Raw genomic sequence first — 22,825 nt, forward strand, 5'->3', positions numbered from 1 at the left:
TGCTCTTCCTTAATTATTTTTTATGACACTTCTGCAAAACGGATGGAAATCACCCTGTAAACCTTGCACCTCGCCTTTGCGAATCTCGCTTACGATTTCGATACTTTCGCGAGCTTCTTTTAAACTAAACCCACGACCTGCCAGAATCTCCTCATAGCTCAAGGTATGAAGATCCGTAAATCCATCTGAAAATTCCAGCTCATCGCCTTCAATCAAAATAGAACGATATGTTCTTTTGTTCTTTTCTATTGCCTCTTGAGGCAGATATGTTGCGTTAATTGACAAGAACCAACGCACACGGGCGCGTTCAAACTCAAGATAACCAGCTGCAACATCATCATTATGAATATGAATTACATTGCGTTTTAACCCACCAAACACCCACTGCAACATATCATAAAAATGCACACCGATATTTGTTGCAACACCGCCAGACTTTTTAAGATCACCTTTCCAGCTCACACCATACCAATGACCGCGAGAAGTCAGATACGTGAGGTCCACATCAAAAACTTTATCTTTTGGCGCGGCTTCAACTTTCTTTTTCAGTTCTTGGATAGAAGGATGCAAACGCAATTGCAAAATATTATAGACCTGCTGGCCTGTTTCTTTTTCAATCTCCCCAAGGGCATTAATATTCCACGGATTAAGAACCAATGGCTTTTCGCAAATCGCATCCGCCTGATTGCGAAGCGCAAAACGGATATGGGCATCATGTAGGTAATTAGGCGAACAAATCGACATAAAATCAATACCAGAGCCTTTGCGCCGTACCTTATCAATATGGCGATCAAAACGCTCAAATTCTGTAAAAAAATCCGCATCAGGGAAATAACTATCAATAATCCCGACACTATCATTCGTATCCATCGCTGCAATCAGTTCGTTATCTGTTTCCTTGATTGCCTTCATATGACGCGGTGCGATGTAACCTGCCGCCCCGATCAATGCAAAAGTCTTCATGACTTATTCTTTTCCTTTGATTTTTCAATCACTTTTGATGCTTCTTCCAACCACATATCTGCAACAAGAGCAAGATCATATCTTTTCACAGCCTCTTGTGCTTTTGCGCGCATCTCAACCCGTAAATTCGGATTACTCATGGTTTTACTTAACGCATTTTCCAATTCCTGATGCTCGCACAGAATGCCAAATTTTCCATCATTTAGAATATCGCGCAAGGCACCCGGGCTTTTTGTAGCAACCACGCAACACCCATTTGCTAGAGCTTCCACAATCACATTTGGAAAGCCTTCATATTGGGCGGTGTGAACAAATACATCAGCATGAGCAAAAACATCATTTACTTGGGTAGTCACCCCTTCAAGGGTGATACGGTCACTTATATGAGCTTCATTAATCTTGCGTTGAAAGTCATCGCGCAAGCTACCCGTGCCATATATTTTTAAATCCCAATCAGGGAACTCATTTTGCAACGATATAAAAGTGGAAATGAGATGATCAAATCCCTTTTGTTTCTCAAGCCGACCCATCGCAACCAGTTTCTTACGTTCCGATAAAACTGTCTTGCGCGAAAACGAAGTCACACTAGCAATCGGGTTGGGAATAATCTTTGTTTCCAATTTCAACTTTTGTGAAAACCACGCTTTGATATCTTCTGACTGGACAGTAACCTGATCTGCAAAATTATAGGATAATTTGCGCGCAAGATTTTTCAAAGACCCCACTTTATGATATTGGGGATGGACGCGCTCTGAAACAATAATAGGTGTATGTGCCATTCTTGCCGCTAAAATGGCAGCAACGTTTGTTTCGGTCAAAAATGAAAAAACAATGTCAGGCTTAATCTCTTCAAGCGTCTCTTTTAAGCTCAAAACACGGTTTAAAAACTGTTTTGCCATATTGATTTTATTTGACGCCACAGACATTACATCTAATTGATGAAGATGGATTTTTTCATCTACAGGATAAAAGAGCTCTATATCTTTACCCTGGAACAGACATAAATGCACATCATGCCCTGCAGCCACCCACTGATTACACAATAGGGAAGCCACCCTTTCTGCACCACCGGCACTGAATGTGGATATGACAAAAGCTATTTTCATTATTCGTTCAGTGCAATCCAATTACTTTAGTTTTTACGCCCAGCCGACCTTACCAATTCATTGATATCAGAACCACCATTAATTGTTCCCAAATGCTCAAAAGTCTTCTCTTTTTTGCAATAGACAGCCCCATTATTCATGCCATCATCTTCACTCTTCACAACAATCAAGAATCCGCCATCATCTAGTAAGGAAAATAACTGCTTAATAGCTTGGAATATCTGAGCTTCAGTAAAATAAGATCGATTAAGAATATTTGCAGCCCTGATAACATTGAAACTCTTTGAGTTCAATTGCTTAGACGCCTGAAACATATCCAGCTCACATAGAGAAAAGTTTGAGTTTTCCTGCTCGCACCGTGCTGCTAAACGATTAACCAGCTTGATCTCTTTTCCCTTATTTCTATAGGGACTTGTAGAGGCTTTAAGCAATCGATAAATCTGATTTTTCCAACGCACACCTGAAGAACTTGGGAATGCTTGGCCTAAAATATCAGCCTGTAATAAATGCCCCGTCTGTTTCTCAAACAAAAGATCAGTAAAACCCGTCTGATAATAACGCCCAACCATGGTTAAATCAGAGGCAGTATAATCCATTTTCAAAGATTTTTTTTGCAGATGAGCAAACCATTCAACACTGCTAATTGCAGAACTCGCCGCCACATCAAGAATTTTTAGCTCACAATCAAAGTCCAGAAACTCATCAACATATGAATTCACATCATTTAAGCGGTTATCACATGTTGTCTTAAAAGAACCGTTTGATAAACGTAAATGCTGGAAAAACTCACGGTCAATCGAGGGGACTGGTTCACTTTGTTCCAATAAGGCCTGTTTTATCGTAAAAAGTGGCATTTTGATCTACCCGATTGTTCGATGCAAAACAGCCAAATAGCGCTCTTCTGAGGAGCCATCTTGTGCCACCGTCTCAGCCTTAATCGTCACAGGGACGATATCATTTAAGTGAGAGATAAAAGCATGATTTTCTTCAATCCCTTCTGCCTGATGGCCTTCATAGAGCATCGTGGCCCAAGGAATATCCTTTAATTCCTCAATCCAATCAATATGCCCCCGAATAGACAAATAGGAAATCACATTATCCTGTTTATCAAGATGGAGGTTTTGCTCAATCACCTGCCGTAATGAAGTTTGCGCAGACATTTCGCCTTTTGTAGTTGAAAAACGTGTACAACCAATTGCGGACATCACTTTCTCAGCCTGATCGGCAACTTTTTCAAAATCCAAACCGTGCACCCAATGGGCACCAGCACGCAAATAATGTGCCCCTGCTAATCCCATATTACAGCCGATATCAATGACATTGCGGTTTTCCAAACTCTCACCAGCTTGTTCCAGCAATTCATTAAAAATCGCCATGCGTTTTACCGGCTCTCTTTTTGCCATCATATTAAGGCCTGGAATAGCTTGATAGAGATAATCCCCGCCCAACAGCACGCTTTTATCACCAAAATGGCTAATATTCTGGGCTGTTAAAGCCGTCTCTTTCAAAAACTTTTCATAATTTGAAATTTCAAAATTATGGGGATCAATATAATAAGCCTGCCCGGTTCTCTCATCTGCATATAAGTTACGATTACAATTAGGTAGGCTGAAATCGTGATCTTGAAAACCCGCCACATTATTAAGAGAAATATCACCTTGCTTTGCCAAGGATTTCAGTTTCCCCACGACCCTGTCATATTGTTCAACAGAGGGCTCGATCCGCTCGATATGCTGCACCACATAACACACAGCAGTCTGTGTTTTTCCTTCCAGAAGGAAAATATCAATCAGGCGTGGAGCAATTTGTTGTGCATGCAAATAAGCAAAAATCAAAACCTGCTCTGAATGAGAAGTAAAATTCTTTTTCAAAAGATAACTACTTGGAATATCATCACAAAGAACCGAGGCAGTTTCATCACCAAGCTGGCGGAAAATCTTCATTCCACAATGAGCTGGATAAGACTCTTTAAGCTCAGATAAAACAGAATTGGACCATTCTTGTGGGGATAAATAAACAGTATGCCCCCCTGTTGCGATCTGATCTTGATCACACCCTAAACCATCCATGAGTTCTTCAATATTGCCAAATTCAAGAGAGGGAAATTTCTTCGTCAAAATCTTTTGGAATGGCAATTGGTCCAAGGTTGCCTTTTGTTGAGAAAAAGCATTAGACACGATCTTGCGCAAACCCAGCGTTCGAACCGTGCGGATTTCATTTTTAAGACCGTCTTTCACATCCCTTAAAAAATAAAAAGGCCCCGGCGCAATCTGTCTTAATGTCTCTTTTAAAGGCAAAGCTTACCTATCCATTTCTTTTGTTAAACGTGACCAGTTTTTGATACGTTCATTCAAGGCAAAATCGCTTGAAAGATTTTCTTGAGCATATTGATGCAGGCGTTGCCTAATCTCACCCTTGTTTTTACTCAAACGCACAATCCAATCACGAACTTCTCCCTCAATAGAAAGAAAGTTATCTTGTTCTACAACAAGTCCAAGATCATTTTCTAGCAGAAAGTCATTTGATTGTGGTTGTGAAATAACAGGAATGCCCATGGCCAGATATTGACGAATTTTCATGGAAGCATTGCCCCCGACCAAAAAATAAGACGGTGCAAAACTTACACCAAGGTCAAAACGTTCCAACAAAGCTGGCATTTGCGACAAGGCTAACCATTCATGAATTGTACACTGTTGTGAAACACCACACTCTTCAGCATACGCTTTTAAAACATTCAACTTCTCGCTTCGCCCTACAATCACCCCATGCGCATGGGGGTATTCATCCTTCAGCCTTTTAAGCAAACCGATGATTTCCATACCGCCTTTTTCCTCAGGCAGTCCACCTGCATAACCAATAACCGGAAAGGCGTTTTCTGGCACATAAACCGGACAGGACAAAGCTTGTTTCGGAAAAAAAACATCTGTCGGTACACTATTGGAAACCACAAAAATTCGCTCTTTCTTAACGCCACCTTTTTCAACCCGCTCTGCATAGCCAGCCGTTACCGCTTCAACCCCTGCACAATTGCGAAAAAAGGCTTCGCTGATCCAGTTATGGTAATAACGCAGCACGCGATCCATCAGATTAATCGGCTCTCCTTGAAGCTGATAAAGCCCCAGACTTTTGACAAAAACCCGCTGCGGCAACATTTTTGTCAAAAAGTATTCTTTAAGTGGATTATCCCCAAAACGAATGACAACAACATCTGCTTTATGAGTTTTATAAAGTTCTTTGACTTCTTTTGCCCATTGATAAGCATGTTTCAAACATTGCCAAGGCTTTGAAAAAGAAGGTGTTTCTTTAAAAAAACGTACTCTGTCTTGTGGCAAGTCTATTTCCACAGGCCCGTCTTTGATGAAATAAAACACCTCTCCCGGCAAGTTCTTTTCCAAACTATGAACAAACTGACGTTCATTCACAGACGGGCTCATCTTGCCAGAAAGAACAAAATTTGAAATATAAATGACCCGCATTTCTTTATCTATGCGCCTTCATAACCATAAGCCTCGAGCGAAGGCTGCAAGATTTTATTCATCTCGCCATGCTCGGCGATGTCAATATCCTTTTGCCAACGTCCTGCATTGGCCCCATTTAGAGAAATATTTAAAAGATCAGGGTGAAACTCCACATTCATAAACTCACAAATTTTATGAAGTGTGCCTTCTGGCTCACCCGATAATTCCTCTAAAGAGACTTCAAAATAACTCTCTTTAGGAACACGTTTGCGCACCTCCCACCATTTTGTCATCAAATCCTGATAAATCTGTGCAGCTTGTTGGCAAGTGCGCGGCATCCAGTTTTGTGCCATGTAAGAAGCCACCACATCGCGTGGGTCACGATAAATATGAAGCAGCTTAATAGTAGGATCAATTTTCAGGAACTCTTCCAGCCAAATATGGTTCCAAGTATTGCGATCCACATAAATACGCGCCTGATGGCGCTCAAGGCTGGTCTCAACAATGCCTAAAAAGAAACGTCGTACCGCCTCTAAGGCTTTGTCCTGATCCGTTGGTTTGAAATAGCCCATTTCATGAGGTTCAAGAAACTTTGTTCCCACCCAAGAAGCCCGATAGGAAAAGGCCGTTAATTCCTTGATTAAATCATCGGCAAATCTTGCAAACTCTGGACAATAGCCTTGTGCATTTAAATGCCCGTATTTAGGCAATAAATGATAACGCGATGAATGTGAGAGTTTTTTGCGCAAGCCAATCTGATCAATGAAACGGCTCAATAAGGCAGGCTTAGCAACATCACCCAACAGCTTTTTCAACCTTTTTAGGCGGATATCAGCCCCATAAGGTGACCAGCCCCTATCCAAGCCCCGCATAAACTCCAAAACACCATCTGGGTCAATCATATAGCGCAAAGGCGGTGACACAGTCGTCATAGGATGCTGCTCAAGCACCTTATTTAACACAGTTGTACCGGAACGTCCGCTGCCCCCCACCAGTATAATACCTTTTTCAGTCATCTGATTTGCTACCATCGTGAGCGTATCACTTCAAAAGCTTCTGCAAAGAGACATCCTGCCTGCAAACCACGAACTCTTGATAAACTCTCAATTGTTTCGGATTTGAAATAAGTTCGTTCTAGATCAAGCTGGCTTTGATACTGGAAAATATACTCACATTTATTTTTCAAATGATGGCCCGTCAGCTCAACAAAGAAACGCCCTGAAAATTCTGTCATATTCCACGGCAATTCATATCCATAAACCCCTAAAGTAAAGCCAAAGGCTCGTTTTGTTTCTTCATGAAGAACCAAATGATCCTGATGGCGGTCATCTTTTGAAGGACAGAACACAAGGTCAGGATTTATTTTTTTCTTTAAAGCGACTAAATCTTCCAAGATATCCTGACGGTTTTCACTAAAACGCCGAACCGGATAATCAAAAAGATGGTGATTATCTACAGGCAATCCCATTTTCTCTATGGATGAACGCGCTTCTTCAATCAACTTCTGTGATGAAACACCTGTTGGCAAAGATTGCTTACAATCTGAAAAAACCGCGATATGAACATCCACGCCATTTTCAATAAACTTCGCAATGGTACCGCCCATGCCCAATTCCGCATCATCTGGATGGGGAGAAAGAATTAAAACACGCTGTGGCAAATTAAATGTCATGACCTGTCATTCCAATGATCTGGATATGTTTGTAATACCGCCTGATGAGGCCCATAAAAAGTAAACTGGCTACCAGAAGCAACCGCAGAGGCACCATTTTTAACAGCTTGTTCTAAATCATCCCAGTTTTTTGCACCTGAACATGCAATTAAAGGCACATCCAGTGCATTTGCAAATAGTGTGATCGCCTCATGGTCCATTCCCAAATATGTACCATCTTGCGCCACGTTCTTTAAAAGAATTTCTCCAGCCCCAAGCCTAACCATTCTTTGGGCAAACTCTAAAGGGGTCTCTTTTTGATATTTCTGGCGGTTTCCCCGATAGGAAAGTTGCCCCTGTACCTTCAAATCAACAGACACAATTACCGCTTGTTGCCCATATTTAGCCGATATTTGTGTGATCAGATCCGGCTTTTCAATTGCACTTGATGACAGGACGATTTTATCAACACCAATCTGAAAAAGTTGATCAACCTGTTCAAAACTTGCCACCCCACCCCCATATGAAAGAGGTGTAAAACATTGAGCTGCCATTTTTTCAATCAGCTTAAAATTGATCCGTCCACTTTGTGTCGCATCAATATCACAGACCAGTAACTCATCCACAGCCTTTAAATTAAAGACCCGCACAGCATTTAGCGGCTCCCCTACATAAAGGTCAGGTTTAAACTGTCTGGTCTTATATAACTCATCATCATGAAGAAACAGAACGGGAATAAAACGCGGTGGAATATTATTATCCATGTATAAAATTCCACATCAGTTTTTGACCAAATTTGTGGCTCTTTTCCGGATGAAATTGATAGGCCGTAATATTACCTGAGGAAAAACCAACAGGGATGATCTGGCCACCATAGTGGGTCGTTGCAATGACATTTTCTTCATCAAGACAGTCACAATAATAAGAATGAGCAAAATAAAATCTATTTTTTTTCATTAACTCATCGCAATGATACATATGCTGCCTTAGCTTCACTATATTCCATCCCATATGTGGAATTTTACTGCCTGCTGATAAATCTAATCCGGCAAGCCCTTTAACTTCACCGTTGAGCCATCCCAAGCCCTCTTCAGTACCCTCTTGGCTTTTTTCAAAAAGCATCTGGGAGCCGACACAAATTGCCAATAAAGGGATATTCTTGTCAAAAACTGCCTGTTTAAGGGTTTTTTCCAAGCCCGTTTCACGAAATGCCTTCATACAGGCATCAAAAGAACCTACACCGGGTAAAACCAAACGATCTGCCTGAAAAATCACGCCCGGGTCTGACGATAATGTCACATGACTATTGGCATATTTGATCATATTGGCCATTGAGCCTCGATTGCCAATGCCATAATCAAGAATAACAGTATGCGCTTTAGACTGGGTCAATCGTCTTTCCAAAAATCTTTAAGAGCGGTTTTAAGGTTACACGATGTATAGCGCGAAGCATGTGATATTCCCAACAATTATATCGCGATGGAAAATCTGCAAATGTCTTTGGTGCTTGCTGTTCTATTTCTCGCAATCCTTCAATGCTTACCCCCAGTTTTTCGGCCACATATTCAAACAATTCTTCGACTTCATCTTGTGCAATCGGTGGTGTTTTTAAAACCTCCAAAGCCTCTGTACGGCTTATTTGACCGGCACAAATTAAACTAGATAGATGGCCTTTGCGTTTATCAAATCCAAATTTATGCGGCAGCCAATAACCTTGGAAAAACTTGGTATAGACCGATTCATAATGTTTACCGCCATAAGCTTCCCAGCCCATTTCTTGCTCAATAAAAGCTTCAATCTCTTTTTTATTGAAAGGAACATAGGAAAGTATTTTGAACATTGAGACTGAGGGAAAGAATTTGTTACGTACATATTCAAAATAAGTCGTATGCGGGTATGTGCGCACCGCTTCCTGACCATAGCGCCGTGCAATATTACCAATATACTTCCAATCCGTATGACCTTGAGACCAGTTATGGGCCATGATCCCTTCTGTTTCACGGTTACTGCCTTTAATAATCGTTGGTACATCATATTTGCGTGCAACCTGCATTAAAGTAGCCTGAATGGCATGGTCTGTTGGCACTTCACAATCTGGTACACCCGCTTTAAGAAAAGCCAATTGGATTGATTTAAATTCACGCCATTTCAGCACACTGGTTACGAGGTCGAGGTCAAGGGCCCTGATAATTTTTTCAATATTGTGAACTGCGAGCTCATCATTCCAGCCATTATCAAGATGAACAGCTAACACACGAAGGTTAAACTGTTTTTTGACCAACCAAGCCACATAGGTGCTATCCACCCCACCACTAAGGCCGATCACACAATCGTACTTTTTTCCTTTTCCTGCTTGACGAATTTTATCCACCTCAATTTCAAGGCGCTGTTGAGCATCAACCTGAAACTTCGGTAAACTCTTCATTTCCCGATCATAAGCACGGCAATAGGAACAGCCATCATCAAAAAACGTAATAGCTACAGCTGTTGAATCCATCACACAACGCGGACAGGTTTCATACTCTTTAAAAAATGGTTTCATGAAACTTTATACAAATTCTTCCACGTCACAATATTTGAAAGTTGCCACATTTCATCAGAAAATGATCCATCTTTCTCAAAACTTGATATTTTTCCCTTCAAAGGGTTATCAGTCTCCTCCTTAAAGCCAACCTCATTTAAGAAATCCATATTTGCCTTAATATCACTGATAATCTGTTGGCGGATATCTTGGGTTAACAAACGCTGACCCGGACTTGGAAAACCAAACTTATTATCTCGCTCATATACATTTTGAGGCAAAAACTTCTTCATCGCATGTCGAAGAATCATTTTCGTGCGCCCTTGCTTTACTAATAATTCCGGCTGGAGGGACATCAAAAATTCAACTACTTTATAATCCAAAAATGGCTGGCGACTTTCAATTCCAAAGGCCATTGATGTTCTATCCTGCCATTGTAATTGCGGATAAATATTATATGAGAGTAATGCCCTCCGATATGCCTGCGCATTTATTTCAATTTTTTCCCTTGGGGTTATGGACCGCCCCCTTATTCTTTGTATAGAGTCTAACAATGAAGGGCTGAAAACATTCATAACATCCAGAGCAAAAACCGTGGCTGAATATGCATGCGGATGGCGTTGTATAATATGTTGAAGTTCGCGAAAGGCTTTTGCTAACTTTCCTCGAGAAATCAAATTCGCAATAAACTGGGGTAACATTCTCAAATACCCATAAAGCATTTCATCAGCTCCTTGACCATCAAGGACTACCTTTAAATCGGTATTTTCTGAAATTGCCTTATACAAGTTCCATTCAGCAAAAATTGAAAAACCAGAAAATGGCGCTTCATGATGCCAAATGATTTTCTCCCGATCCCCCAGCAAATCTATAGGCTTAATCTCAGCTTCTAAATTACTGACCTTCCACTTTTCAACTACCGCCCGACTGAATTCCCGCTCATCCACATTCTTATCAGGCGCCCAGCTTGTAAATGTCAAAAAATCAGAACCTCTTTGACCTTGGCCAATGTTGTGAGCTGCTATACCCACAATTGAAGAGCTATCTAGTCCACCCGATAACATCGCACCAATCGGTGCATCAGATAGTAATCTTTTATCCACTGAGTCTTCCAATAAAGAACCTAATCTTTCAGAAGCCTCGGAAAAACATAGATTGATCATGGGCACATTGGCGATATCATACCATTGAGATTGCCCTACATGATTATCTCCAACAGTCCAAGAAACATAATGGCCGGGCTTGACCATATCTATTCCTTTAAATAAGGAATGGTTTCGATCAACTCTATCACCAGAAAAAAACTTATTCTGAGCGTTAACACTGTTTAATCTTGGTTGAAAAGCCTGTGTAGAAAAAAACTGCTTAACTTCTGAAGCAAAGGCAAAATTTCCTCTATCATCTATACCACAAAATAGAGGCTTAACTCCAAAACGATCACGAGCAGCAAAAAGTTTCTTGTCAACATTATCCCAAATGACAAAAGCAAACATACCATTAAGACGCGACAAACACTGTTCACCCCATTCTATAAACGCATATAAAAGTGTTTCAGTATCTGAATGACTGAGAAATTTAATATTTCTCTTTTCCAGATCCTTTCGGATCTCTAGGTGATTATAAATTTCACCATTGAATACCATGCAATAGCGCCCAGAGACATCAGACATAGGCTGCTGTCCTGCATCAGACAAATCCTGGATTGATAAACGCCTATGACCTAAATGAATAAGATGCTGGTCATGTTTAAATGTCCTCCAACCGTCCCCATCTGGACCCCTATGGGTGATACTATTAATTACATCTGTATTACAATTAATGCCAATAGAAAACCAAATACCACACATTCTACAATGCAATCTTAGTAATTATAAAAATATAAACATAATCACTGTTTATAAACTTCAATCAACTGTGAAACAATTTTTTCTTGATTATGCCACTGTTCTACATATTTTCTTGATCTAATTCCAAGCCTATGTCGCTCATCAAGGCTCATATTCAAGAATAATTTTATTTGATCATAAATAGAAAATACATCTGCAGAAATAATCGGTATATCATTTTGCATACCTTTCGGTATGAAAGACAAATCATCTTGGTGAAGGTAACAAATAACTGGCTTCCCCAATGCCATCAATTCAACAGCAAGGCCTCCGTACCAACCTATAATAAGCTGATCAATTAATAAATCACACGCTTCATAATGTTTTCGAGCCTGCTCTCTATTCATCTTCTCTACTAAGACTAATTCGAATACGGCCCCTTCATCTTTTAACTTCGTCAAAGCTTTCAAAACAGCTTCAGTACCTTTTATTGACCTATTACTTGGTGCATGTAATATCTTAGGTATTTTATTTTGCTGATATTTTGGCTCCCATTCGTCCAAAGAAATATGAGCATAAGGCACAAATGTACTGTTCTCTGGCAAGTAGTTCCCTAAATCAGGGTTTACATAAAAAATATGTGTCATATAGCGTGACATATATTCAATAGATGATCGATTTATCTCATCTCTTGCCGGGTTAATACTTATCTCAGGATAATAGGCACGCTTATTGGCTATTTTCGTACTAACTCGTGCATCATCCCCCTGGTAAGTGACACAAAGCTTTTTACCTAAAAGATGAAAAATGCGCACATCAATACCACTTAATATTCGTATAATAATTTCAGAGATTGTTCTTTTAACTTTAACTACGACATTAAAATTCTCTTGAGCATCATCGTAAGTAATATGACCCCAATCAAAAATACATCGACCAAAATTATAATGGATAATATCCACATCAAGGATTGAAAGAAACAATCGAAAACGATCAATAACTCCAGATAAAAAACCAGCTCCACTTGAAAAATAAGCATCATGGTTTTTCACAAATGGATCATCAACCAGAACTGAGCATTTGCTGTCAAGACCTAATGATTTTTCTACATGCGCTAAATTTGCAGGTAAGCCTGCAACGTTTTTCGGAACATGTGCGACTTTCAAGTTCACCTGTTTCATTGCTGTAACTATATAACAACACCGTTAAGTGCGTCTACCTGATACTGTAATTCCATAAGGGTCTTCATATGCACGTGTTATTTCTAATTCTTCAGTGCGGAACCAACCTTCAATCTCCTCAAGGGTATGTCTGCTAGCTAATTGCGGATGGTACCAATCGTAATTTACGACTGCATTATCTTCTACACTTAAGTCATTATTCCAGAAACACTTGAAGAAATGGTTATAAATGAAACGTTGTAAATTCTGCTTTCCGGACTCAATTCCTAATTCCGGGATCGCGGGGACTTCGATCTCAAGATCAAGATCACTTAATACTTTTCCTAATTTAGCTATATTAGTACTTGTCAACATAGCATCTTCATAATTCATTTCTGATATAATATTTCTTAAATAATCATCAGTATATTCACGGATAGGTGACTTAACTTTATAGACATAAATTGAAATATCACCATTTTTGGCCAATATTTCCACCAAATTCCTAAATGCTTGCTGTGGATCAGCTGTATGATGGAGAACTTCTTGGCTATAAATGTAATCAAATTGACCAAGGTCCGTTAAATCATCCAATAAATCTTTTTGGTAGAACTGTGTATTACGAGCACCTTCTAAATTAGCTTCAGCAACTTTTGCAGCAACAAGGTCTATACCTATGATTTCCGTACTATCAACTTCACTATTCTCTCTGAATAATGCGGTTACCCGCCCATTTCCACAACCTGCATCCAATACTCGAGAACGATTTTTCAAGCACTCACGCATGCCTTGTACATTGAACCATCCATTACGTTGCATAATCCATTGATGAATTTCTGATTTTGGATCAAGAGTTTGAGAAAAAGCCAAATCAGGATTTTTATGCCATTTATCTTTAAAACTAATTTTCGTATTCATTTAATTAACTTTTAAAATTAAGCATTTCGCGAATTGAATAAGATTTCATAGATTTTCCATTCATAAGGTCAAGAAGTTCTAAATAAAAAGTACGCACTCCACGCCCTCGATATACTAGCTCTTCTATATTTATATTTTTCTGAAATAAATCTTTATTATCTGAATAATATGTGGAATTTGGTGTATTCAACATAAGGTGTATTGGATGAAAATCAAATACGTATAAGCTATCATTAGATACGCTTTTTTCTAATATTGATATATTAAAAGCTTGATAGTCTAATTGATTATGCATTTCACCATAAGAAAAATCCATATTATCCATATAATATATTGGAACTTGCCAAACCCCCCAAGCATGACGATGTGGCCTTATATCATCTTCCAGAAACTGGTCATATGTACTCGTATATACATAACCATTATCCTTCAACCAAACAGTCAATGGATGTGAAATAACACAAGAATGAGATCGCCAGCCCACTGCTTTGGGCAACATTTCTCTCATCTTATTTAATTCCTTATCCCATCCACCTTGTTCTGCTGGTAAAAATGGATGAGGACCAGACTCATGTTTTGAGTTATTTAAAACATCATAAAACTGTGTACAGAAAAATGTCCCTTTCCCTGGGATGGGGATCAGATCAAAGAACTCTTTCATCCTGCTTTCTGACATATAATCAGTATCAAAACTTAGACAAATCATTATTATTTAAATTCTTCTATAGCTGATTTAAAAATAATTTCTGGTTTTACAAGCATTGTTTTCATTTTTGTAATATCTGCAATCAAATCATTATTTGCTGTTTGCTCATCCAATTCAAAAACAGGTTCTTTATGTAATACTTGTCCAATTTTATTACCTATTTCACGTAAAGACATAATCTCTTCACCAGCAAGATTAATCTTCTCGCTAGTCTCTAAGTCCAAACAAGATTTCATAGCACGCACAGCATCGCTAACATGAATTGGATTAATTTTGAGACCATTTTCACCACTTAAATTAATTGGTTCATGATGGCGCACTTTATTGATTAAACGAGGAATCAACATATCAGCGCGCTGTTCCTTGCCATATATAAAGAATGGTCGCAAAATAATCACATTCATTAATTTACTGTAATTCTCAACAAGTAATTCTCCACAACGCTTTGAAGCGAGATAGTAACCTAAAGGCCCTTCCACTGTCAGCAGATCATCCTCGAAAAAAGCATTTCCACCAGACCCATAAATCCCGCCAGAAGAAGTGTAAACGAACTGCTTAACACCATTTTGAACAGACCAATCAAGACACTCAGCAAGAGCATTAAGATTTACAGAGAACATATCTAGTGCGCCCTCAGGAAAATCACGAAACCTTCTTGATTGGGCTAAGTAAAAAAACGTGTCAATTTCTTCCGGTAGTTTGCTTGTCCAATTTGGCTTTGATAAATCAGTGAGTACCTTTGTCGCCCTATTTGGAAAAAAATTGTCTTCCTTCTGTCTGGAAACAGCCCAAACCTTGTGGTCAATGCATAATTGACGAACTAATTGTCGCCCAAGTAAACCATCAGCACCAGTTATACATATGCGTTTCACATTACCCGCCACTTTAAAATAATTAAAATTTGGTTATAGAATGAAAAAATGTCAAACCCCGAGTTTTTTATTGATATGATCAAAATGCTTTCCAATAACTTTTGGGGAATGGTGCTTAGACACAAAAGCAGGTCCTTTTTGTGCAATTTCATTCAATTCAGATTGCGGCATATAATATATCCCCTTCAAAACTTCTTTCAAATTTTTAAAATCCGCACGAATAAAAGGCAATTCATTTTCCGCAAGTTTCCCTGCAAATAGATACAAATCTTCTAAATCAGTCCGAATACCACATATAACAGGTTTTCCAAGGCATAACCCTTCTAACGCAAACATCGCATACCAGCCAAGAACCATCTGTTCAAAAACGATATCAGCGTTCTCCATCCGGGCTTTTAATTCTTTATTAGCCACACCTTGTACTAAATCTAATTGAATATCCAAGCCTTCACTTTTAAGCTCATCAACTGCTCTTATTAAAAAGTTTGAACCTTTTATTTCTTTATGATTTGGGGCATGAAATATTACAAGAGGATCTCCAACATCCCGAATTTTTTTCACATTAATAGGGCTCCATTTTTCCATATCAATAGAAAAATGATTTAGCATTAATTCATCCCATCCCGGCATATAATCCACCCACTCTAAACCACCTATAATAAAGTCAGCATTTTTAAACCAACGCTTTACTGTTTTATCCACCTGGGACCAATATCTTCTTGTTTGTGGGTAGTCCATGGCAAGTGCATGACGAAAGCATAGTTCAGGTGAACGTGTCATGACCTGAATATCACTTCCAAAAGGCAGTATAACAGTGCGTACATTTGATGCCCTTAAATAATGCGGTTCTAAAGCACTCAAGAAAGGTAAGTTGCGAAGCGGCCCACCCTCAAATGTCATATAAAGACAACGATATTTGAAAATACAACGAATAAATAATAAAATATCCTTTATAACAACAGGTAACTGAGAGTTTTCATGAAAAACACAATCAAATTCGCGAGTTATAAACGTACCATTGTCACAAAATGTCTCTGCTGAATAATTATAAAGTTCCAAAGATTTCTTATGATATATATTACTAATTATACCTTTAGGACCAAGTCCAACGTCAAATCGCTTATCAAACCGTTTTGATAGTCTGCATAAAACTTCTATAATTGGTATCGAAAGAAAGCACAGTAAATATGTTAAGAAGATACTGAATATATCAATTATTTTTTTTAACATTATCATATATCTCAATTATTGACTTTGTCACTTTTTCTATATCGTGCATATTCATAATAGATTTTCTTGATATTATTTTTTTATTCTTAATAATTTCCGGTTTTTCGATTATATCAAATATAGTTTCACTTAATTTTTCCAGACTTGTTAAGATAAGTCCAGACTCCCTCATTTCCTCTGTAACAAACTCTTCCCTAACGTAAGTTATGGCCGGAACATGAGCCATTAGAGACTCTATTTGTGCATTCGCATAGTGCCCCATTTTCATCTTACCTATAGATACATCTGCTGTTTTATATGCAAGCAGGATCTCTTTAAAGGTCTTACCCCGTAAATGTATAAAATCGATTTGATAACCCTTATTTCTTATATCATTGATTATTGACTCAATAATATCAGTCCCTTCAATACCGGGATGGTTTGTCACATGAACAATCTGCAATGGCCTTTCGATACCAGGCCGACCAACTTTATGTATTGTATGCCCATTTAGAGCATCAAAAAATGTTAGATCTGGTAAAGCAAATGGAACATACACAGCATTAGCCATAAAATCCCTCATATCCGGTGTCGTCACGATATGAGTATCACCATACCGCATTGCCTGCTTTTTAACTGTCTTATGCTGTTTTGTTTCACATATTCGATCATAATCACAGTTCTGACAAATATTAAAATCAGGATGTAGGCGGGTATTCACTTCATACTCACGAATATCACAACCTCTCCAATGGATCACAACTGTGCGGTTCATTTTTTCTTTAAAGACCCTTAAAGCCCAACCTTGATAAGAAAATTGAGACGCATTGTGTAAATGGAGAACATCATAATTAGCTATAACTGACCAAAAAAGATAAGCTTCAGAACGAGCTCTCAGAACTGGATGAAATGGTGGGACATAATGATAATCAGCCTGATCCCAAACCACAGACTTACCAATAGCAAGAAAACCTACATCAACCCCACATGATTTTAGGTTTTTTGATAAATGGTATATAACATGTAAAGGGTTTCCGATATGAAGAACAAATCCAGACAAGGAAATTCTAGGCTTTACAAGCTTATAATAATTAAAAAATAGAAATAAAAATAAATTGAATATAGGGTCGTATAATTTAAAAAATATATAATTATAAAAATCTACAATATATTTCTTTAGTTTCATCAGACCTGCTCATCAACAATATTCTTAATCTCATACACTTGGTATCTGCCATTATCAAAACTTGGTTTAATTCGTTTTAAAACACTCTCTAATTCCGGACTATTCCCATCACAACTTGAATCAAAAACTAAAAGTTCTGCACCATATGAATTATATGAGCGTACAGTAGCCTTCAAAGATACAAAAGGAAGAACTGTTTCATTTTCTTTCTGCCACTCAGCCCACCAATTGAACTGTGCACCGCCAAATTTCGGTGCATGTACCAACCACCAAACTGCCTTATGCTGTGCTTCATACAATAAAGGATATACTAACCTTCCAGGTAAACAAAGGATTGTTGACTCTGAAAGCCTTTGCATATGGCCTAATAGTTCTTGATAGGCTTCATCTGATTTCACGTAATTTATATAAATATTTGAAATTTTAATATATGAAATGACAGAATATAATATAGTTACTGCAAAAACTAAATAAGCCAGTAATATATCATAAGAAAAAATTGTAATAATAAATGGAAAAATACAATAATCAAAGTACCTGTAACTTTCACCTATGAATTTTAGCCTATCAGATATTACAATAAAGGCTACCAATATACCGCTAAAAGCCCAAAGCAAAAATTTTTGATGCCATTGGTCTATAACAATTATTTGAAATCCAAATAAAAGAATGAAGAAAACCAATATCCAAGGGAAGTTCATTAATATTCTATGGGCTGGGTGCTTTTTTAACGTATGTATTGCACTTCTTATTTGCCCCTTAATAAGTAACTTAGCGGAATCTATAAAAATAGAAGATGAAAAAGCCGTATTGGATGTCCAGCTTTGACTATAACAATAATGCCTTGAGTGATTAATATGCCCCTTAATTAAAAGCCACGCATAACCACCTGTACAAATAATAGATAATAATATACCCAAAAACGTTAATAATATGGGCCAATAACTCATAGATAAAAGAGACAATAATGAAGAGATAAATACTACAGCTTGAGTTGAAAATTTACTCGTTATAATAACAAGTGCCGTCATAGTTACAGCTATACAAGCCCACCACTCAAAGCCTGCACCACTTGACAGAACAACCACTTGTGCAAAAAGCGCAATATTTCCAAAAAGCATACCAAGAACCCGAGGGCTAATTAAACAAGCATGCCATGGCTCTGAATAAAGCAAAGGCGTGAAAATAAATGCTACACTTCCTATAGCAGCAGCCGTACTCATGTCCTCACTGGGTAATATTGCAACCTCTTGTAAAACCATGGACAAGCCAAAATAAAACACCACTGCATGAATGCCCTCTAATAAAGGACTAATTAAGAATTCATATCGCTCCAATAACCGAGTAGGCAAAAAAGAACACAGCCAATGATAGAACGCAGGATAATTAAAATCACCACCGACGAGAAACTGCGGGGCCTGTCGTGGGATCGCATTATTATTCTCCCGTATTAGCTTTATCATAACCAAATGGACTAATACATCACCCGGATAACCTCTCATTGGAAAATCTAATTTTAAAAAACCGGGTTGGATTTTATACCTTAAGTACAATCTTGATAGAAAAGCTATAATAAAGAGAGAAAATGAAAAGATAATATCAATCATAATAATTTGCATTAATGCCAAACCTGTTGATATGCATTATCAATGGCATTTACATATTTACTATTTGGTTCTGCTTTTAAACCATGCAGCCGTACCAATTCAGAAACCCATGCAACATCATCTTGTTCACATTTAATTTCCATCACAACGTTTTTGCTTAAATCTTTTTTAAAATTATGCGTTAATCCAAAAAGTGAGCTTGAGGAAGCATAACGGACATCATGATCAAACGATATGCGGACACCATCTCCAAACCTTGAGAACCAAGCCTCCCTATCGTAATCCACAAGAACAACTGGTCTTAACTGTTCAGCTCTTACAATACGCTCAAAATCACGCAACATTTCATTAGACTTTTCAGGCCAAGAGCCTGTCTTAACAAACACTTGGTAATCATCTAATGGAATTGTTGTTTTAATTTTATTAATCAACCTTCCGATTCTCATCTTCTGCTCAATTTTAAGGAATTCACATTCGTTTTCTATTGATGAATAAGTTCTAATCCTTAATTTGTTTCTAATATTCTCGCCGGTAACCTTTTGAACATATGCGTTCAAGTCATATGAATCGTAATATAAAGAACGCACAAAATAACGATTATTTTCCATTCCTTTAGAATGTTTATCTAGTGTACATAAAGTACGGATATCTGCCCTAATCCTATAGTAATCGACCTGACTAATCAGGTATTTGCTTTCAAATCGTAAAAGTGAATCCATTAACCAATTATCTCAAACTTACATGCTCAGGGAGAGGGGCGACTGTAGATAAATCAGGAATTACCAGACCATTAACTGAAACAGGTTTAGTTTTTAATTCAGTCGGAATTTCTCCTAGGACTGCAGGCTTAACAACAGGTAAACCCCTCTTATTCCTTACTGAAATTTGGTTCTCAGGACTAATAAAATGTAATTCTTCCGATTTTATTTTCTGATTCTCTAACTGATTAACTAGAGTAGTACCCTTTAATTCTAAAACCGACGCATCTTGTACAGTAAAGTCTTTATTATTCATAGCGATCAAAGAACCATATACAGTTACATCTGCTGGTCCAAAAATATCCTTCTTTTGATATAAAGAAATTCCGGTTTTATTTTGCGTTAACAACGAGGCGTAAATTGACACATGTGATTGATCTTTAGAGGCAACCCCAATCGACGAACCATCAAGTGTAGTATGATATACCCATATCTCGCTTTTCTCTCCTGCACTAATGCCTTTATCTCCCATATGGGATAACCAACTATCCTTAATCACCACATTTGAACCTGAGAAATCAACCCCATCGCCCTTATTATTCAAAAATATTGTATTTTCAATTATTGCCTCTACCCAGTCACCATCAAAAGCATCAGATGCATTTTCTGAGAAATAACTATTTTCAATTCTCACTTTTGCTCGTTTTACATTCAAACCATCATCAGCATGAGCATGGCTGATACGTACATCTGACAAAGTCACATCCGAATGATAGAAATTTAGCTGACCAGATAAATATTTACCATTTAACCAAGCCTCGCTCCCACCAGAAATCTGAGTATGCTTAATTTGAGATACTCCGTTCGCAGCTATGACTGAAACTGTACCCCAAGGAGGCTGGGAAGCATCTGCGGGTTCAATAATCACATTTTCTTCAGCTGTACCCAAGGCTATTAATGGTTGATGTAGCAATATATTTGCGCCGACACCCATTTTTATCTTAACGCCAGGTAACAAGCTTAACCCATAGTCTTTAGGGAAATTCAAACTTTCATGAAGCTCATACTCACCTTTTTCCAATTTGAGAGTTTGTCCCACTTTTTTAAATGGCAACCCACTTCGTGCTATAAATTGATCAACTGGCATAAAAGGCGTTGTCACAGGCGCTTCTTTTTTATTTTCATATAAAGAAGCTGTCCGTCTGTTTCTATAACCTTCAACTGCATGTTTAGTGATTGCATTTCTTAGCAATGGTAAGAAATCATCCACTTGAAATGCATCCTTTTCGTTATAAACAACGCCCCTAATTGTTAGTCTCCAATCAGAAGGTATCGGCATCAAATTTTCACTTCTTACAGTGTATAAAAACTGTGTATCAAATGCCAAAACTACTGAGGTATTATTTTTTTTCACATAATCAATATTTACTTCTTTTGTTTCTCCATATGGGTTCTGAAGTGTGATCTCTAGACCTTTCTCGTTAAAGCCCTTTATTCCAAAGAACTCAACTCCATCCAAATATAAACCTGCCAAACCATCAGGTGATATCGACATAGACAAACTATGATCATTTTCATTCATTTTAATGTCTGAAAATGATCTAGAAAAGCCCAACCATTTTTTTAGAAGTTTCTGATTATTCACAATTTTTTGAATACGGAGGCTCTGGTAATAATCCTCACTCGGTTTATTTTTTGCCTCTAAACCAATGTCCAGAAATGAACGAATAGACTGATACTCATTTCTCATCATTTTAACAAAATCTAAATCTTCACTATTGAGCAGCTTCCATAGCTCTTGATTCCGTCGAAATTGCACATCCGGAACCTGTAAAGTTTTATTTATTATTTTATGCCCACCAATCAACGTATCAAATGTTGTTTTAGGACCCACAATTTGATGTGATTGATCAACACGTTTAGATCCATCCCACTGACCCAGGCTATACACATTGACATCATATAAGATTGGTTCGAATCGTCCTGTCGTCGTATCGTAATACCAACGCACATTGTCAATTTGTTGTGCATGAGCACTGCCAAAAACCCAACTCAGAGCACTCCATTTTACAAATTTATCTATATTTATATATAGAGGAATTTTCTGAGCATATATCAATGGATCTGCATCACGAACTAGTTCTAACAATTCCTGCCAGCGTTTTACAATTCTCCCTTGAATGGGGCCTTCCTGAATATTGCCACTGTAATATGCCGGATATGAATCAAACCCACTTTCAATACCAAATGCATTATAACGAGTATCAACCCATACATTATCTGCATTAAAAATTTCGCCATTTGGATATTGAAGCTTTTCAAGCATTTCCTTACCTGGTTGTTCACTCCAGAAATACAGGCCCATATCGATGTTGTTAATTTTTAATCGTGCAAAACCAGCATCAGGAACCAAAAGACCTAATTTTCGGGCAATTTTATAGGCAACAGCTTCTGTTTCATATGCTTTATCCGCAGGTATAATCAGATTAATTTCACGTTTGCCTTGAAACAAATTATCTCTGTTAAATTTTACCCGCCATGATTTTACTGAAGAATTCCAATGATTTGCCAAATCGCCACGTACTCTGACTTTCGCTTTATAGCGTTTATTGTCATACACAAATTGAGCAGGCACCCAAATCTTATTTGGCTTCAACAAAACCCCTTCAGAGGCTGCGTTCCTCGTAATAACTTCAATTCTTCTTAAATCATCAGACTTAATCGACAACTGATAAACAGGTAAATCCGCCGTTTGCGCTCGCTCAGTATAAAGCGTCGATTTCTTTAAATTTTGAACCACATCATTTTTAACGTCTCTTAAAACTTCCTTCACTTGAGGGCGAAACATAATAGCAAGCGCCACTAATGTAACAATTCCAAGAATAACAAGCGCAGTATTTAATAGAACGAGCCGTTTTAATGTCGTATGAGATATTTGCATTAT

Annotated in this window: 20 protein-coding genes; all 20 read right to left on the reverse strand. The window is 38.0% G+C overall.

Translation table 11 applies throughout. The features are described 5' to 3' along the window. Window positions 1–9: 9 nt before the first annotated feature. On the reverse strand, window positions 10–963 hold the full coding sequence (locus MTBPR1_RS07165) for a Gfo/Idh/MocA family protein (protein WP_069186894.1): 954 nt from the start codon (window positions 961–963) through the stop codon (window positions 10–12). Further along, window positions 960–2,069, reverse strand: coding sequence for a glycosyltransferase family 4 protein (locus tag MTBPR1_RS07170; protein ID WP_083222956.1), 1,110 nt, complete (start codon window positions 2,067–2,069; stop codon window positions 960–962). The genes MTBPR1_RS07165 and MTBPR1_RS07170 overlap by 4 nt, the downstream gene beginning before the upstream one ends. Window positions 2,070–2,095: 26 nt before the next feature. Beyond that, window positions 2,096–2,923, reverse strand: a complete 828-nt coding sequence (locus MTBPR1_RS07175; protein WP_069186896.1) for a hypothetical protein — start codon at window positions 2,921–2,923, stop codon at window positions 2,096–2,098. Between the two features lie 6 nt (window positions 2,924–2,929). Next, a complete protein-coding gene (locus tag MTBPR1_RS07180) occupies window positions 2,930–4,306 on the reverse strand; it encodes a class I SAM-dependent methyltransferase (protein WP_126465089.1) in 1,377 nt (458 codons plus the stop codon). A gap of 63 nt (window positions 4,307–4,369) precedes the next feature. Continuing rightward, window positions 4,370–5,545, reverse strand: coding sequence for a glycosyltransferase family 4 protein (locus MTBPR1_RS07185; protein WP_069186898.1), 1,176 nt, complete (start codon window positions 5,543–5,545; stop codon window positions 4,370–4,372). A gap of 8 nt (window positions 5,546–5,553) precedes the next feature. After that, window positions 5,554–6,543 carry a sulfotransferase family protein gene (locus tag MTBPR1_RS07190; protein WP_165602634.1) on the reverse strand — a complete coding sequence of 330 codons (990 nt, stop codon included), beginning with the start codon at window positions 6,541–6,543 and terminating at the stop codon, window positions 5,554–5,556. Window positions 6,544–6,551: 8 nt separating this feature from the next. Further along, window positions 6,552–7,199 (reverse strand): PIG-L deacetylase family protein, encoded by a 648-nt coding sequence (locus MTBPR1_RS07195; protein WP_069186900.1) that lies wholly within the window; start codon window positions 7,197–7,199, stop codon window positions 6,552–6,554. Then, on the reverse strand, window positions 7,196–7,942 hold the full coding sequence (locus MTBPR1_RS07200; protein ID WP_069186901.1) for a HisA/HisF-related TIM barrel protein: 747 nt from the start codon (window positions 7,940–7,942) through the stop codon (window positions 7,196–7,198). The genes MTBPR1_RS07195 and MTBPR1_RS07200 overlap by 4 nt, the downstream gene beginning before the upstream one ends. Further along, entirely contained in the window at window positions 7,935–8,570 is a 636-nt protein-coding gene (gene hisH / locus MTBPR1_RS07205) for an imidazole glycerol phosphate synthase subunit HisH (protein WP_083222957.1), read from the reverse strand. The genes MTBPR1_RS07200 and hisH overlap by 8 nt, the downstream gene beginning before the upstream one ends. Beyond that, a complete protein-coding gene (locus MTBPR1_RS07210) occupies window positions 8,557–9,720 on the reverse strand; it encodes an N-acetyl sugar amidotransferase (RefSeq protein WP_083222958.1) in 1,164 nt (387 codons plus the stop codon). Before MTBPR1_RS07210 ends, hisH begins: the two co-directional genes overlap by 14 nt. Next, window positions 9,717–11,546 (reverse strand): asparagine synthase (glutamine-hydrolyzing), encoded by a 1,830-nt coding sequence (asnB, locus tag MTBPR1_RS07215; RefSeq protein WP_083222959.1) that lies wholly within the window; start codon window positions 11,544–11,546, stop codon window positions 9,717–9,719. The genes MTBPR1_RS07210 and asnB overlap by 4 nt, the downstream gene beginning before the upstream one ends. Before the next feature lie 41 nt (window positions 11,547–11,587). Beyond that, window positions 11,588–12,706 carry a glycosyltransferase gene (locus MTBPR1_RS07220; RefSeq protein WP_069186903.1) on the reverse strand — a complete coding sequence of 373 codons (1,119 nt, stop codon included), beginning with the start codon at window positions 12,704–12,706 and terminating at the stop codon, window positions 11,588–11,590. A 24-nt stretch (window positions 12,707–12,730) separates the two neighbouring features. Continuing rightward, on the reverse strand, window positions 12,731–13,603 hold the full coding sequence (locus tag MTBPR1_RS07225) for a class I SAM-dependent methyltransferase (protein ID WP_069186904.1): 873 nt from the start codon (window positions 13,601–13,603) through the stop codon (window positions 12,731–12,733). A gap of 4 nt (window positions 13,604–13,607) precedes the next feature. Continuing rightward, window positions 13,608–14,309 (reverse strand): polysaccharide deacetylase WbmS family protein, encoded by a 702-nt coding sequence (locus MTBPR1_RS07230; protein WP_069186905.1) that lies wholly within the window; start codon window positions 14,307–14,309, stop codon window positions 13,608–13,610. A gap of 2 nt (window positions 14,310–14,311) precedes the next feature. Next, on the reverse strand, window positions 14,312–15,181 hold the full coding sequence (locus MTBPR1_RS07235; protein WP_165602635.1) for an NAD-dependent epimerase/dehydratase family protein: 870 nt from the start codon (window positions 15,179–15,181) through the stop codon (window positions 14,312–14,314). Window positions 15,182–15,232: 51 nt separating this feature from the next. Then, window positions 15,233–16,411, reverse strand: a complete 1,179-nt coding sequence (locus MTBPR1_RS07240) for a glycosyltransferase family protein (protein WP_126465092.1) — start codon at window positions 16,409–16,411, stop codon at window positions 15,233–15,235. Next, window positions 16,392–17,576, reverse strand: coding sequence for a glycosyltransferase family protein (locus tag MTBPR1_RS07245; RefSeq protein WP_069186908.1), 1,185 nt, complete (start codon window positions 17,574–17,576; stop codon window positions 16,392–16,394). The genes MTBPR1_RS07240 and MTBPR1_RS07245 overlap by 20 nt, the downstream gene beginning before the upstream one ends. After that, the gene (locus MTBPR1_RS07250; protein ID WP_126465094.1) at window positions 17,576–19,183 is read right to left on the reverse strand and encodes a hypothetical protein; all 1,608 of its coding nucleotides are present in this window, start codon (window positions 19,181–19,183) and stop codon (window positions 17,576–17,578) included. The genes MTBPR1_RS07245 and MTBPR1_RS07250 overlap by 1 nt, the downstream gene beginning before the upstream one ends. Before the next feature lie 11 nt (window positions 19,184–19,194). After that, window positions 19,195–19,902 carry a polyphosphate polymerase domain-containing protein gene (locus MTBPR1_RS07255; RefSeq protein ID WP_083222960.1) on the reverse strand — a complete coding sequence of 236 codons (708 nt, stop codon included), beginning with the start codon at window positions 19,900–19,902 and terminating at the stop codon, window positions 19,195–19,197. Window positions 19,903–19,909: 7 nt separating this feature from the next. Then, window positions 19,910–22,822 carry a CotH kinase family protein gene (locus MTBPR1_RS07260; RefSeq protein ID WP_069186911.1) on the reverse strand — a complete coding sequence of 971 codons (2,913 nt, stop codon included), beginning with the start codon at window positions 22,820–22,822 and terminating at the stop codon, window positions 19,910–19,912. Window positions 22,823–22,825: the final 3 nt, after the last annotated feature.

The organism is Candidatus Terasakiella magnetica, from assembly GCF_900093605.1.
GTDB classification, from domain to species: domain Bacteria; phylum Pseudomonadota; class Alphaproteobacteria; order Rhodospirillales; family Terasakiellaceae; genus Terasakiella; species Terasakiella magnetica.